Below are 12,697 nucleotides of genomic sequence, written 5' to 3' on the forward strand. Positions count from 1 at the left end.
CGGCGTTGCTTCGCCCCACGTGGGGGCACCCACTGCGGCGGGCGCCCCCACGTGCCGCGTCAGGCGACCTTGAAGGCCCGGACCACGGTGTGCTCCACCGCGTTCCCGGCGCTGTCGACGGCCTTGACCCGCACCGAGCCGAACCCGGCGGCGGCGGGCGTGGTGACGGTGGCCGCCCCGCCGGACACCGGGGCCGCGGTCCACGTCGCGCCGTCGTCGAACGACACCTCGACGTCGATCCGCTCCACCCGGCCGTTGGCCGCGCCCTCCTGCTGCTGCACGGTCAGCGGCACCCGCAGCGCCCGCCCGCGCGGCGCGGACCCGGAGGCGTCCAGCTCCGGCGTGAACCGCACCACCGACAGCGGCAGCGGCGCGTACCCGTCACCGGAGGTGGTGCCCGACCGGAACGTCCACGCCGAGGCCACCCGCGTCGCGAAGTCCGACGACCCCGCCGCGCGCACCGCCTCGGTCTCCACCCGGAAGCCCGCCTCGCCCGCCGGCACCGGGAACAGCCCGTTGCCCGCGTACGGCGTCTCGCCGACCTCGACCCCGTCGCGCAGCAACGTGGTGCGCGCCGACGACACCGCCGCCGTGCCGCCGTTGCCGGAGGCGTCGGTGAACAGCGGCACCGCGAACGCCACGTCGTCGCCCATGCGCCCCAGGTACGGCGACCGCGACGGCGGCAGCGCGGGGGAGAACACCGGGTCGTTGGCCTCCTCGGCGGCCCGCGCGCCCCTCGTGTAGGCGCGTTCCGGCGAGGTCAGCGTGGCCTCCACACCGCCGTCCGGGCCGAACTGGAGGAAACCCCACGACCACGCCAGGTCGGTGGTGACCCGGTTGACGGCCTGGCCGGGGGAGGTGACGTCCGGCAGCCACGCCCAGCCGCCCACGCCGCCCGGCGTCATCGGGTTGCCGCCGTGGCCGAACGCGCGACCCGCCGGACCCGGCCCGAACGTCGTGCGCACCTCGGCGAGGTCGGCGGCGGCCGGGGCCTTCACGAACCCGGTGGGCAGCACGCCCCGTTGGCTCCAGGCGAACCGGTACGTCACCGGCGTGCCGCCCTCCGGCGTGCCGCGCAGCTGCGACCCGATCAGCGACACCACCCCGTCGCCGGGCAGCTCCGGGCCGGCGTGCGCGATCGACACGTCCGCGCCGAACCCGCCCAGGAACGCGGTGCTGGTGCTGGCCTGCCGGTCGCCGTGCCGGCGCACCACCGTGATGTCGCCCAGCGCCTCCTGCGCGGCCGCGTCCGGCGCGGTGATCCTCAACGGCCGGGCGGTGCGCGCGTCGGACACCACCCGCTGGTCCCGGTCCACGGTGAGGGACGGCCGGGGCAGCAGCGCGAGCTTCCCGCCCTCGCTCTGCACGTCGGTGCCGGTGAAGTACTCGCCCCGGGGCAGCCGCAGCGCGAACGACCCGTCCGCGTCGTAGGGGAACGCGAACGTGTCGGTGTCCAGGCCGATGACCGACGAGTAGTAGTCGACCGCGGGCGCGCCCGCCGCGTCCACGAACTCGAACTCCACGTCGTAGCTCTCCACCTCGCGGTTCACGCTCACCGCGGTCCGCAGCGGTGCCGGGCCGCCGGTGGCCACCACGGAGCCGACGTACAGGCCGTCCACCGACCCGAGCCGGGTGTCCGCGGTGACCGTCGCGGTCGCCTCGCCGCCCGCCGGGACGGTCAGCTTCGCGGGCGCGACGCCCAGCAGGCCGCCGGGCGCGGCCGACCCGTCCGGCCCCCGCACGTCCACCGACAGGGCCAGCGTCACCGGGGCCGTGCCGGTGTTGCGGTAGGCGACGGTCCGGCCGACCGGCGCGTCGTCGTCGTGCGGCCACCTTTGGAGGCCCATCGCGAGGCTCGCCGGTTCGGCGGTGACCGTCGTCGTGATCGCCTTCGCCAGGTCGAGGCGGCCCGCGCCCTGGTCGAACGCGGTCAGCTCCGGGTTGTTCCGCGCCGACGCCACCAGCGCCGCCTTGACCTGCGCGCCCGTCCAGTCCGGGTGCTGCTGCGCGAGCAGCGCCGCCGCGCCCGCCACGTGCGGCGTCGCCATCGACGTGCCGGACATGGCCACGTGGCCCTCGCCCACCGGGGTGCCGACCGTGCCGCGGGCGGCCCTCGCGGCCACGACGTCCACGCCCGGCGCGGTCAGGTCCGGTTTCACGCCGCCGTCACCGGTGCGCGGCCCTCGGCTGGAGAACGGCGCGATGCCGTCCAGCCGGTCCACCGCGCCCACGGTCAGCGCGGCGTCGGCGCTGCCCGGCGAGCTGATCGTCCCCGGTCGCGCGTTGTTGCCCGCCGCCACCACGAACAGCGTCCCGGTCCGCTCCGACAGCCGTTGCACGGCCTCCTCCAGCGGGTCCAGCTCCGCCGTGTCGTCGCCGCCCAGGCTGAGGTTCACCACGTCCGCGCCCCGCGCCGCCGCCCACTCCATGCCGGCCACGATCGCCGACTCCTGGCAGCCCGCCGCCACGCACACCTTGCCGTCCAGCAGGTCCGCCTCCGGCGCGACGCCCCGGTACGGCGCGACGCCACCCGCGATCGTGGCGGCGACGTGCGTGCCGTGGCCGACGCCGTCGGTGCCGTCCGGGTCCTCGGTGAAGTTCTCCGCCTCGACGACGTGCCCGGCCAGGTCCGGGTGGGCGGCGTCCACGCCGGTGTCCAGCACGGCCACCTTCACGCCCTTGCCGGTGTACCCGGCGGCCCACGCGGCGGGCGCGCCGACCTGCGCCGTCGAGCGGTCCAGGCTCAGCTCGCGCAGCCCGTCCAGCCACACCTTGCGCACGCTCGCCCTCGACACGAGCGTTCGCCAGGTCTCGGCGGCCTGCGACTTCACGACCCGCGCGGAGTACGAGCCGACCACCGGCAGCGACCGGGTGACGTGCAGGCCCGCCGCCGCGGGCTCCTCGTCGCCGGCCACGATCAGCGGCACGGTGTCGCGCCGTGCGTCGTCGTACCCGGACTCGACGAGCCCCGTGACGTCGAACAGCCGCGGGTCGAGCCGGCCCTGGGAGATCAGCCTCGCCGCGTCGCGCGGCACCACGTGCAGGTGCCCGTCCCTCTCGTAGGTGTGGAAGACGGTGCGCTCGCGGCCGGGGGCGGCGACGAACGCGCGCACCCCGTCACCGGCCAGCACGACCCGGTCGCCGGTGACGAGGGTGACCGCGTGGTGCTCCGCGCCGATGCCTGTGTCCGTGTTCGCGATCCGGTCCTGCTGGGTGCCGTCCTGTTGGGTGCCGGCCCGCGCGGGCCCGGTGCCCGGCGCCAGGCCGCTCGCCGCCAGGGTCGCCGCGACCAGCGCGGCCCCCCACGTCGTGCCGCGCCAACGTGTGCTCTTCACTCGCCGTACCTCCCGATGGGGTGCCGCGCGCCGCGGGGCGCGTGGCCGGAAGGGCGGTGTTACCCGCGGTCGCGGCAGTTGTACCGGGAGTGACGTCGCCCTTGACCTCACCGACGGTAAAGGGCTCGGCAGACGGGGGCAGCCGCTGATTGGTCGGTATGTTCTTCACCGGTTCAGCGGAGTAAACGGTTACCTACTTGTCGGTAACTGAGCCGTCGGCACCAATCGAGATACCTGCGTGCGGCCCACCCACTGGGCGGTCCGGACTGTTCGGGTAGGCCGTTTCGGGGCTGACGTCGAGTGCGCGGTCGACCAGCGCAGATCCGGATTGGTCCAGCAGGCGCATGTCGTCCCCGCGACCAGGCTCGCCGGGTGCGGCTCCACCACCGGGGTTGCACGGGGACCGCTGCGGCAAACCTCGGCCCGCGCGACGCGCCTCAGGTCGCCCGCCGCCACCACCGGCGCCTCGGCGGCGGGGCCAGCTCGCCCCGTTCGGCGGCCCACGCGGCGAACGCGGCGGCGTCGTCCCGGAACCGGCTGCCCGCCCGCCGGGGGTTGCCCGCCGCGTACTCGTCGAACAGCGGCCGGAACCGCTCGCCCAGCTCCGCGGCGACGTCCGGGCGCAGCGACCCCACGATCCCGCGCCGCTTGTCCAGCAGCGCCCGCCGCTCCACCCGCACCATCCGCTCGTCGAACCCCGCCGGGGGCGTGCCGCCCGCGAGCAGGGCGTCGAGCAGCTCGGCCTGCGCCGCCCCCAACCGCTCCCGCTGCGGCCCCGTCACCCCGGCACCCCCACCACCGCGCGGATCGCGGCCAGCTCGGCGCGCAGCTCGTCGTCGGACGGGTAGTCGTCGTCGCGCTCCAGCAGCACACCGGGCGGGTCGGCCCGCTCGCACAGCCGGGCCAGGACGTCCAGCACCTCCGGGAGCACGGCGTGGGCGTGCGTGTCGTGGTAGACGCCCCGCTGCTCCACACCGCCCGCGACGTGCACGTACGCGAGGCGCTCCAGCGGCACCTCGTCGAGGAAGCGGTCCACGTCGGTGCCGAGGTTGCGGGCGTTGGCGTAGAGGTTGGCGACGTCCACCAGCAGGTGGCAGTCGGTGCGCTCGACCAGCTCGGCGAGGAACCGCCCCTCGGACAGCTCGCCGCCCGGCCACTCCAGCAGGGCGGCCACGTTCTCCAGCGCCAGCGGCACCGGCAGGTCCGCCTGGGCGGACCTCACGTTGGCCACCAGCACGTCGAGCGCGTCACGGGTGCGCGGCAGCGGCATCAGGTGACCCGAGTCCAGGCCGCCCGCGCGCACGAAGCACACGTGGTCGCTCACGAAGGGCGCGTCGAGCGCCTCGGCCAGCGCGCCCAGGTGCGCCACCCTGGCCGGGTCGACGGGCTCCGCGCCGCCCAGCGACAGCGACACGGCGTGCGGCAGGACCGGCACGCCGCGTTCCCGCAGCAGCCGGATCGACTCCGGCAGCCCCCCGACGTGCAGGTTCTCCGCCACGACCTCCACGAAGTCCACCGGCAGCGCCTCGACGGTCAAGTCGATCTCCGCCCGCCACCCGATCCCGACGCCCAGTCCCCGCACCCGCCCCACCCGCCCTTCGGTCGTCCCCGCCGCCCACGTCCCCGGAGCCCACGTCCCCGGAGCCCGCCGCGCGTCAGTCCCCGCCACCGCCACCACAACCGCCACCACCGCCGCAGCTGCTGCCGCCACCACCGCCGCACGACGACCCGGAGCTCGACCCCGACCCGCAGCTCCCGCACCCGGTCGTGCCGCAGGACGACCCGCCCGTGCCGCCGGACCCGCGCTTCCGCTTCCGGCGCCGCAACGTCGCCGCCGCGGCCGGCGCGATGTCCAGCCACCCGGACCACACGACCCGCCCGTGCGCGCGGCCCAGCAGCCCGTAGCACGCCACCAGCCCCACCGGGTCCGACGTGGAGGTCCGCACGAACAGCCGCCGCACCGCCGCCCGGCCCGCGCGCGTCAACGGCCGCCGCCCCACCGCCGCGCCGACGTTCACCGCCGCGAACAGCACACCGGCCGCGATCACCACCAGCGCGGACCACCCGGTCAGGCCGACCGCGAACAGCGCCCCCAGGACCAGCGCGACGCTCACCACGCGCGCCACCCGCCACGCCGAGCGCCGCCCCGGCGACGTGGTGAACCCGCGCGCCGCCAGCTCCCGCCGCAGCACGTCCGCCTCGGCGCTGCCCGCGACCGTCGAGATCACGTCCCCGAGCCGCATCGGCACCGCGCGCAGCACCACGCGCTGCAACGGGCTCCACGCGCGCTCCGGCCCCCGCACCGCGCTGACCAGGCCGTCGCGCGAGATCCGCACCGCGCCCGCCTCGACCAGCGAGATCACCGCCACCTCGGCCGCCCGCCCCGGGCCACCGGCCAGGAACGCCAGCTCCTCGGGCCGCGGCTCAGGCGTCGAACCCGCCGAACCCGCCGTGGTCGCCGTCCAGGAACCCGCCATCGTCACCCTCCAACCACTGCGCGGCCAACCACCCGCCCGCGAACCACCCACCGGCCACCAACCACCCGTTGCGGCGCTGCCAGCGCCGCGGCTCGACCACCACGGCGCGCCCGCGCCGCGGACGTGGTCCCTGGGACGTTTCCGCAGGTGCGATCGGTTCCGCGCGTTCGCCGTCGAACACCGCCGTCTCCGCCCGCGCCGCCCCCTCGCGCGGCGCGGACGGGACGACGGCGGCCCGCGCGAGGCCGTACCGCGCGGTCACCTCGGCCGGGTCGACCGGCGCGAGACCCGCGGTGGCCCCCGCGAACGCCCGCGCACCCCACCTGGTCAGGACGGGCGGCGGACCCAGCAGCAGCAGGACCGCGAGCGCGCCGGCGACGGACAGCGCGACGACCGACTCCCACCCGCCCGGCCCCGCGACCACGACCAGCAGCGCGACCAGCGCCACCGGCGCGAGGGCCAGCAGCGCCCGCGCCAGCCGCCGCCTCGGCGCCACCAGCAGCCCCTCCGCGACCAGCCGCCGCCCGATCCGCCGGACCGGCCCGCCGGTCGACGCCGACACCACCAGCTCGTCCAGGTCGCGCGGCCCCCGCAACCCCTCCAGCAACGCCCCCTGCAACGCCGACGCGGGCCGCTCCGCCGGCCCCGGGACCGCGCTGACCACCGTCCCCGACACGCGGGCCCGGTTGTCGGCCACCAACCCCGACACCGCCACCTCCACCGCCCGCACCGGCCCACCCCCGAGGTAGCCGATCTCCTCGAACGACAGCACCCGGGACGGCGCGGCGCCGGTCACCCGCTTCACCCGCAGACCCACGACCACCGCGGCCACGAGCGCCGCGCCGCACCACCACAGGAAACCCATGGCCGCCAACCTAGACCGGCCCCGGCCGCCCCGGGCGGGACTCAGCCGCCGCCACCACCGCCGCCGCAGCCACCCCCGCCGCCGCCGCCACCGCCGCCGCCGCCGCAGCTCGACCCGCCGCCACCGCCGTCCGACGAGGAACCCCCGCACCCCCCGGACGAACCCGTCACCGCGTACCCCGCCAGGAAGGGCCCGCCCGACCCCCGCCGCGACGCCGCCCGCGCCGGGCGCACCGCCGCCCGCAGCACCACGTCCGGGTGGGCGGCGAACCCGTCGAGCGCGACCCGCTCCTCGGCACGACCCGACCAGTTCGCCCGCGCCGCCGCCACCGCCGCGTCACCCCGGGCGGTGCGCGTCACCCCGCGCGCCCTGAGCAGCAGCCACCCCAGCACCCCGGTCAGCACCAGCTGCAACGTCAACCAGCCCACGGGCGCGCCGATCGCCACCCCGTTCACCCACCGCGCCACGCCGACCGCGAACAGCAGCGCCAACGGCACGACACCCAGCCGCAACCGGGACCGCACCACCGCCGGCGGCACCACGTAGTCCTCTTCGGACAGTCGACGGCCCACCGCGTGCGGCGCGTCCTGCCCGGACACCGAGGTCACGAGCAACACCATCGTCCGGTACCGGTAGCGCGCCGCGTCGGCCAGCACCGCCCGGTCCACCGGGTGCTCCGCCGTCGGCGCCCCGTTCACCCGCACCGCCCCGTTGCGCGCCGCCACCAGGGCACCCGACGCCAGCAGACCGGCCAACGACGCCTCCACCGCGCGCCGCGGACCACCGGTCAGGTAAGCCACCTCCACCAACCCGAGCACACCCGCTGGGACGCCTCCCCGCGTCCGCCGCAGGCGCACTCGGACCAGGATCGCGAACGCCGGCGACAACGCCAGCCCGATCCAGTACAACTCCAGGAACTCCGGGCCCGAAAGCCCCCACGGTCGCTCCACGGTCCACCCCCTGTGGGCCTCGGTGGGACCGGGTCCCACCAGCCAGGAACCCATGGTGTGCTCCGGGCCACACCCCGGCAAGGGGGCTTGGGCAAGCCTTAGGGTTCAGCCGCCGCCCAAGCCCCCGCCGGCACCTCCGTCAGGAGGACGAAGCGCCGTCGACGCCGCCGGAGCCCTCGCCGTCCGTGCCCTTGACCACGCGCATGTTCCCTCCAGGTGTGGACAACATCATCGACCACCGCGGTCGATCGCCATCGTCGATCGTCGTGCGGGAAAGCGCCTTCAGCCTGCCCGACCGGTGCCGTCCTCGACCAGGCGCAGGCTGATCGAGTTGATGCAGTACCGCTGGTCCGTCGGGGTCTGGTAGCCCTCACCCTCGAAAACGTGCCCCAGGTGGCTGTGGCACGTGGCGCACAACACCTCCGTGCGCACCATGCCGAGCGTCCGGTCCTCGCGCAGGATCACCGCGTCACCCGCCAGCGGCGAGAAGAACGACGGCCAACCGCAGTGCGAGTCGAACTTCGTGTCGCTGCGGAACAACTCCGCGCCGCACGCGCGGCACTCGTACACGCCCTCGCTCTTGGTCTCGGTGTACTCGCCCGTCCACGCGGGCTCCGTGCCCGCACCGCGCAGCACCGCGAACTCCTTGGGCGTGAGGATCTCCCGCCACTCGAGCTCGGAGCGGACCACCTTCGGGGTGGCGCCGACGACAGGTTCCATGCCTTCCACGGTAGTCGAAACTAATCGAAGAAGACGGTCAGCAGGTCGCCCAGGTAGTACCACACGCTCACACCCGCGCCCAGCAGGATCAGCGCCACCACGACCACGGCCGTGAGCCGGCGCAACCCGCCCGCCCGGTTCGCCGAGTCCGCGAAGTGCTCCACCCCTGCCAACGACCCCTCGATCGTGAAGTTCGGCTGCCGCCGCTGCATCCGGTCCAGGTGCTCGGCGAACGCCCGCGTCTCCGGGTCGTCGGGGTCGAGCCCGATCAGCTCGTCGTCGAGGTCGGCGAGGTCGTCGTCACCGTCGCGCGGACGGTCGTCCGGGAGGTCTGCGGCACCGGCACTGGCCATGCCGAAAGCGTAATGGGCGGTTCAACCCACCAGCACGGCAGAAGGCCGGACCGACCCCACCACCCGACCGTGCCCCAGCACCGGGAACGTCGCCAGTTCGTCCAACCCGCCCGCCGCGTCCCCGGCCACCGCGCTCGCGGCTGCCGCGTCCCCGGCCGCCGCGCTCCCGGCCACGGCGTCCCCGGCCGCCGCGCTCCCGGCCACCGCGTCCCCGCCGCCCACACCCGCGGCACCCAGCCGGCGCAGCGCGGCCACCAGCACCACCGCCCGCGCCCGGCTCGACCCGTCGGCGATCTTGCACGCCACCGCCTCACCCGACGGCAGGCCGATCGCGTACACGCCCTCCGCCCCGTCCTTCGCCACCGCCCCCGGGACCGCCCGCATCAGCTTCGTGACGTCGCGGCCCGTGCCGCCCACCCACTCCGGGTGGGCGCCCATCGCCCGCGCGATCCGCGCCTCGTGACCGTCGCGCGCGCTCGCGATCCTGCCGAACGCCCTGGCCAGCCCCGTGAGGCTGATGCCGAGCAGCGGCGCGCCGCACCCGTCCACGCCCTCCGCGCCGATCCGCTCCCCGGCCAGGTCCTCCAGCGTGTCGCGGATCGCGCCCTGGAGCGGGTGCGCCGGGTCCAGGTAGTCGTGCGTCGACCAGCCGTTGACCGCGCAGGTCGCCAGCATCGCCGCGTGCTTGCCCGAGCAGTTCATGTACTGGGGCGCCTTGCCCCGACCGCGCGCCAGGTGGGCCCTGAGGGCCTCCTCGCCGATCGGCAGGTCGGGCGTGCACCGCAGCGCGGAGAGCGGCAGGCCGTGCCGTTCGAGGATCGCGGTCACGCCCTCGACGTGGAAGTCCTCGCCGGAGTGGCTCGCGCAGGCCAGCGCCAGCAGCTCGCCGTCCAGGTCCAGGCCGTGGCGCAGCATGGCCAACGCCTGCACCGGCTTGTTCGACGAGCGCGGGTAGGTCGTGTCCTGCGGGCGGCCCACCGTGAACGCCACGCGGCCGGCGGCGTCGAGCGCGACGACCGAACCGTGGTGCACCGACTCCAGGAACCCGCCCCGCCACACCTCGGCGACCAGTTCGTGCGCCATGCCGCGCGCCCCTCTCAGCATCCCTGTTGACTGTCGACAGTTAACATGAGGCCCGTCGGGTGTGCTAGGAGACGTTCGTGACACCACCCCTGCACATGAGCCTGGCCGGCCAGGCCGTCGACGCACTGCGCGAACTGGTGCTGACGGGTGACATCCCGGCGGGCGCGCGCGTGAACGAGGTCGAGGTGGCCGCACGGCTCGGCATCTCCCGCGGGCCGCTGCGCGAGGCCATCCGGCAACTCGCGTCCGAAGGGCTCCTCGTCCTGGTGCCCCACCGCGGCGCGTCCGTGCCCACCGCCGACGCGGCCGAGGTGCAAGCGCTGTTCGAACTGAGGGCCGCCCTGGAGTGCGCGGCGGCCGAACTCGCGGCCACCCGCCGCACCGAGCGCGACGTCGTGCGCCTGCGCGCAGTGTGCGACGAATCGCGCCGCGCCTACTCGGCCGGCGAACGCTTCCCGTACCGACTGGACCTGGCCTTCCACCAGGCCATGCTGGACGCCGCGCGCAGTCCCCGGATCGCCGAACAGGTCAGGCTGGTGCAGCAGCGCGTGGTGCTGCTGCGGAGCGGGCTGCGCGATGACCCGCCGCACCAGCACGCGTCACTGGACGACCACGACAACCTGGTGGCCGCCGTGGCGGCGGGAGAGCCGCGCAAGGCCGGGGACGTGATGCGCAAACACCTGGCCAGGGTGTGCGCACAAATGCTCACCAGCCTGGGGTGAGAGGTGGGTTTGTGGCATAATGGCAGGTCAGTGAGCCTGTACCGGTAGGCCCTCGGTCGACGGAATTCACCGGTACGAGTTAACGCCCTGCCGGCCGGCAACTTTCCGGGAGATAATTTCGTTGCCGGAAAAGAAGGAGGCGGCGCGGCGGGAGTCACCCGGTTACCCGAGTCGCCCGAGTCGCCCGGATCGCCAACCGCGAATGCGATACGCGACGCCACGCATCCTTCTCACTTCACGCGGAGCGGGTGGAGTCCCCCGCTCGCCTGGCTAGTGTCGCCGGTAGCGGTGCGACAACCGCTCGGTGCCGGGAACGACGTAGCCAGGGAGGTCCCGTGCGACGTGCGGGAACGCTGACGGGGCGCATGGTCGACGGCGTCAACGGCCGGGTCGTGGCGCTGTGGTCGTCCCCGCGCTGGGGGCGGTACGTCAGCCGGTACATCACCGTTGTCACCTACACCGGTCGCCGGTCGGGGCGGACCTTCAGCACGCCGGTCGCCTACCGGCGTGCGGGTGACACCGTCGCGATCAGGGTGGTCATGCCCGACGCCAAGACGTGGTGGCGCAACTTCACCGGCGACGGCGGGCCGCTGTCGCTGCGGCTGGGTGGCGCCGATCGCGCGGGGCACGCCGTCGCGCGGCGTGACGGCAAGGGACGGGTCACGGTCGTGGTGCGGCTGGACGGCGAGCGCGGCTGACCTGGGACGGTCGGCTGGCTTGGAACGACTGGCACGGGGTGGCCGGTCCGGGTGCCCGGCACGGGGGTGGCTTGTCCGGGGCGGCTGACCTGCGGGAACGTGCTTGGAGCAGTTGGGCGGGCGCCTGGTGGTCGGGGTGGGCCCGAGGTGGCGAGGTCCGAACGCCCGGCTGGGTGAACGCCCGGCTGGGTGTGGGCCGCGCCCCGACCGGCGCGGGGCGGGCGTCGGTCGGGGCTGGCGCGCTGGTCGGGGCTGGCGCGCGGGTCGGGTGCCGGGTGGCCGCCGGCCTGGAGCGGTGGGGGTCAGCCCAGGGTGCCGGTGACCTTCGCGTGCCCCTTGAGCAGGTTGCGGGCGATGGTGCGGCGCTGGATCTCGTCCGTGCCCTCGTAGATGCGCAGCAGGCGGAGTTCGCGGTACCAGCGCTCGATCGGCAGCTCACGGGTGTAGCCCATGCCGCCGTGGATCTGGAGCACCCGGTCGACGATCTCGTTGGCCTTGATGCCGCCGTAGAGCTTGGCCATCGACTGGGCCTGCCGCGAGTCGGCGCCCTGGTCGACCAGCCACGCGGCGTGCAGGACCAGCCAGCGCAGCGCCTCGATCTCGACCGCCGAGTCGGCGAGCATCCACTGGATGGCCTGGTACTCGGCGATGGGCTGCCCGAACGTCACCCGGTTCTTGGCCTGCTCGACGGCCATCTCGACCAGCCGCTCGCACGACCCGAGGGCGCGCGCCGGGAGCAGGTAGCGGCCCTGGCCGATCCACTGCATGGCGAGGGTGAAGCCGTGCCCGACCTCGCCGAGGACGTTCTCCTCGGGGACGCGCACGTCGTCGAACACGAGCGCGGCGGGCCCCCACTGGCCCATGGTGGGGATGGGCTCGGACTTCCAGCCCATGTCGCGGTCGACGAGGAAGCAGGTCACGCCGCCGTCGGCGCCCTTCTCGCGGTCGGTCACGGCGAACACCATCACGAAGTCGGCCTCGTTGCCCTGCGTGATGAACGTCTTCTCGCCGTTGATGACCCAGTCGCCGCCGTCCTTGCGGGCGGACGTGCGGATCGCCTTGGCGTCGGACCCGGCGCCGGGTTCGGTGATGGCGAAGCACGACACGCGCTCACCGGAGATGGTGGGCAGCAGGTACCGCTGCTTCTGCTCCTCGTTGCCGTGGAACAGGATGTTGTCGGCGTACCCGCCGAAGCGGAACGGCACGAAGCTGCGGCCGAGCTCGGCCTCGACGAGCGCCGTCATGAGCGCGCCGAGGCCCATGCCGCCGTACTCCTGGGGGGTGAGGACGCCGAAGAACCCGGCGGCCTTGGCCTTGTCCTGGAGTTCCTTGAGCTCGTCGCGCGCGAGCCCGGGCTGCCCGGCGCGTTCGCGGCGCAGCACCTCGGGTTCGAGCGGGGCGACCTCCTTGCGCACGAAGGTCCGCACCCACTCGCGGATCTCCTTCTGCTCGTCGTCGAGCGTGAAGTCCATGTCCGTGTCCTCCCTCTGAACC

12 protein-coding genes are annotated in these 12,697 nt (G+C 75.0%); 2 read left to right on the forward strand and 10 right to left on the reverse strand.

Annotated features, from left to right (window positions below; translation table 11 throughout):
- Nucleotides 1-59: 59 nt before the first annotated feature.
- From ACR807_RS11740 to ACR807_RS11780, 9 genes are all read right to left on the reverse strand, one after another.
- Nucleotides 60-3,335: a S8 family serine peptidase gene (locus ACR807_RS11740; RefSeq protein WP_438921289.1), complete on the reverse strand. Its 3,276-nt coding sequence runs from the start codon at nt 3,333-3,335 to the stop codon at nt 60-62.
- Nucleotides 3,336-3,772: 437 nt separating this feature from the next.
- Complete coding sequence (locus tag ACR807_RS11745; protein ID WP_438921290.1) at nt 3,773-4,117, reverse strand: SCO6045 C-terminal-like domain-containing protein; 345 nt, start codon at nt 4,115-4,117, stop codon at nt 3,773-3,775.
- Complete coding sequence (locus tag ACR807_RS11750; RefSeq protein WP_438921291.1) at nt 4,114-4,917, reverse strand: MbnB/TglH/ChrH family RiPP precursor modification enzyme; 804 nt, start codon at nt 4,915-4,917, stop codon at nt 4,114-4,116. The genes ACR807_RS11745 and ACR807_RS11750 overlap by 4 nt, the downstream gene beginning before the upstream one ends.
- Before the next feature lie 73 nt (nt 4,918-4,990).
- Nucleotides 4,991-5,812 carry a TIGR04222 domain-containing membrane protein gene (locus ACR807_RS11755; RefSeq protein ID WP_438921292.1) on the reverse strand — a complete coding sequence of 274 codons (822 nt, stop codon included), beginning with the start codon at nt 5,810-5,812 and terminating at the stop codon, nt 4,991-4,993.
- Nucleotides 5,760-6,677, reverse strand: a complete 918-nt coding sequence (locus ACR807_RS11760; RefSeq protein WP_438921293.1) for a TIGR04222 domain-containing membrane protein — start codon at nt 6,675-6,677, stop codon at nt 5,760-5,762. The genes ACR807_RS11755 and ACR807_RS11760 overlap by 53 nt, the downstream gene beginning before the upstream one ends.
- A 41-nt stretch (nt 6,678-6,718) precedes the next feature.
- Entirely contained in the window at nt 6,719-7,627 is a 909-nt protein-coding gene (locus tag ACR807_RS11765; protein ID WP_438921294.1) for a TIGR04222 domain-containing membrane protein, read from the reverse strand.
- Nucleotides 7,628-7,909: 282 nt separating this feature from the next.
- On the reverse strand, nt 7,910-8,347 hold the full coding sequence (gene msrB / locus ACR807_RS11770) for a peptide-methionine (R)-S-oxide reductase MsrB (protein ID WP_438921295.1): 438 nt from the start codon (nt 8,345-8,347) through the stop codon (nt 7,910-7,912).
- Nucleotides 8,348-8,367: 20 nt separating this feature from the next.
- Nucleotides 8,368-8,700 (reverse strand): hypothetical protein, encoded by a 333-nt coding sequence (locus ACR807_RS11775; RefSeq protein WP_438921296.1) that lies wholly within the window; start codon nt 8,698-8,700, stop codon nt 8,368-8,370.
- 21 nt (nt 8,701-8,721) lie between these two features.
- Nucleotides 8,722-9,804, reverse strand: a complete 1,083-nt coding sequence (locus ACR807_RS11780) for an asparaginase (protein ID WP_438921297.1) — start codon at nt 9,802-9,804, stop codon at nt 8,722-8,724.
- Between the two features lie 56 nt (nt 9,805-9,860).
- Here ACR807_RS11780 and ACR807_RS11785 point away from each other — a divergent pair, with 56 nt between their 5' ends.
- On the forward strand, nt 9,861-10,505 hold the full coding sequence (locus tag ACR807_RS11785; protein WP_438921298.1) for a GntR family transcriptional regulator: 645 nt from the start codon (nt 9,861-9,863) through the stop codon (nt 10,503-10,505).
- 365 nt (nt 10,506-10,870) lie between these two features.
- Entirely contained in the window at nt 10,871-11,203 is a 333-nt protein-coding gene (locus ACR807_RS11790; protein ID WP_438921325.1) for a hypothetical protein, read from the forward strand.
- 302 nt (nt 11,204-11,505) lie between these two features.
- On the opposite strand, the gene ACR807_RS11795 is transcribed toward ACR807_RS11790, so the two are convergent.
- Nucleotides 11,506-12,675: an acyl-CoA dehydrogenase family protein gene (locus tag ACR807_RS11795; protein WP_438921299.1), complete on the reverse strand. Its 1,170-nt coding sequence runs from the start codon at nt 12,673-12,675 to the stop codon at nt 11,506-11,508.
- Between the last annotated feature and the right edge of the window lie 22 nt (nt 12,676-12,697).

The sequence above is a fragment of the Saccharothrix sabaoui genome, from assembly GCF_051756985.1.
Classification (GTDB): domain Bacteria; phylum Actinomycetota; class Actinomycetes; order Mycobacteriales; family Pseudonocardiaceae; genus Actinosynnema.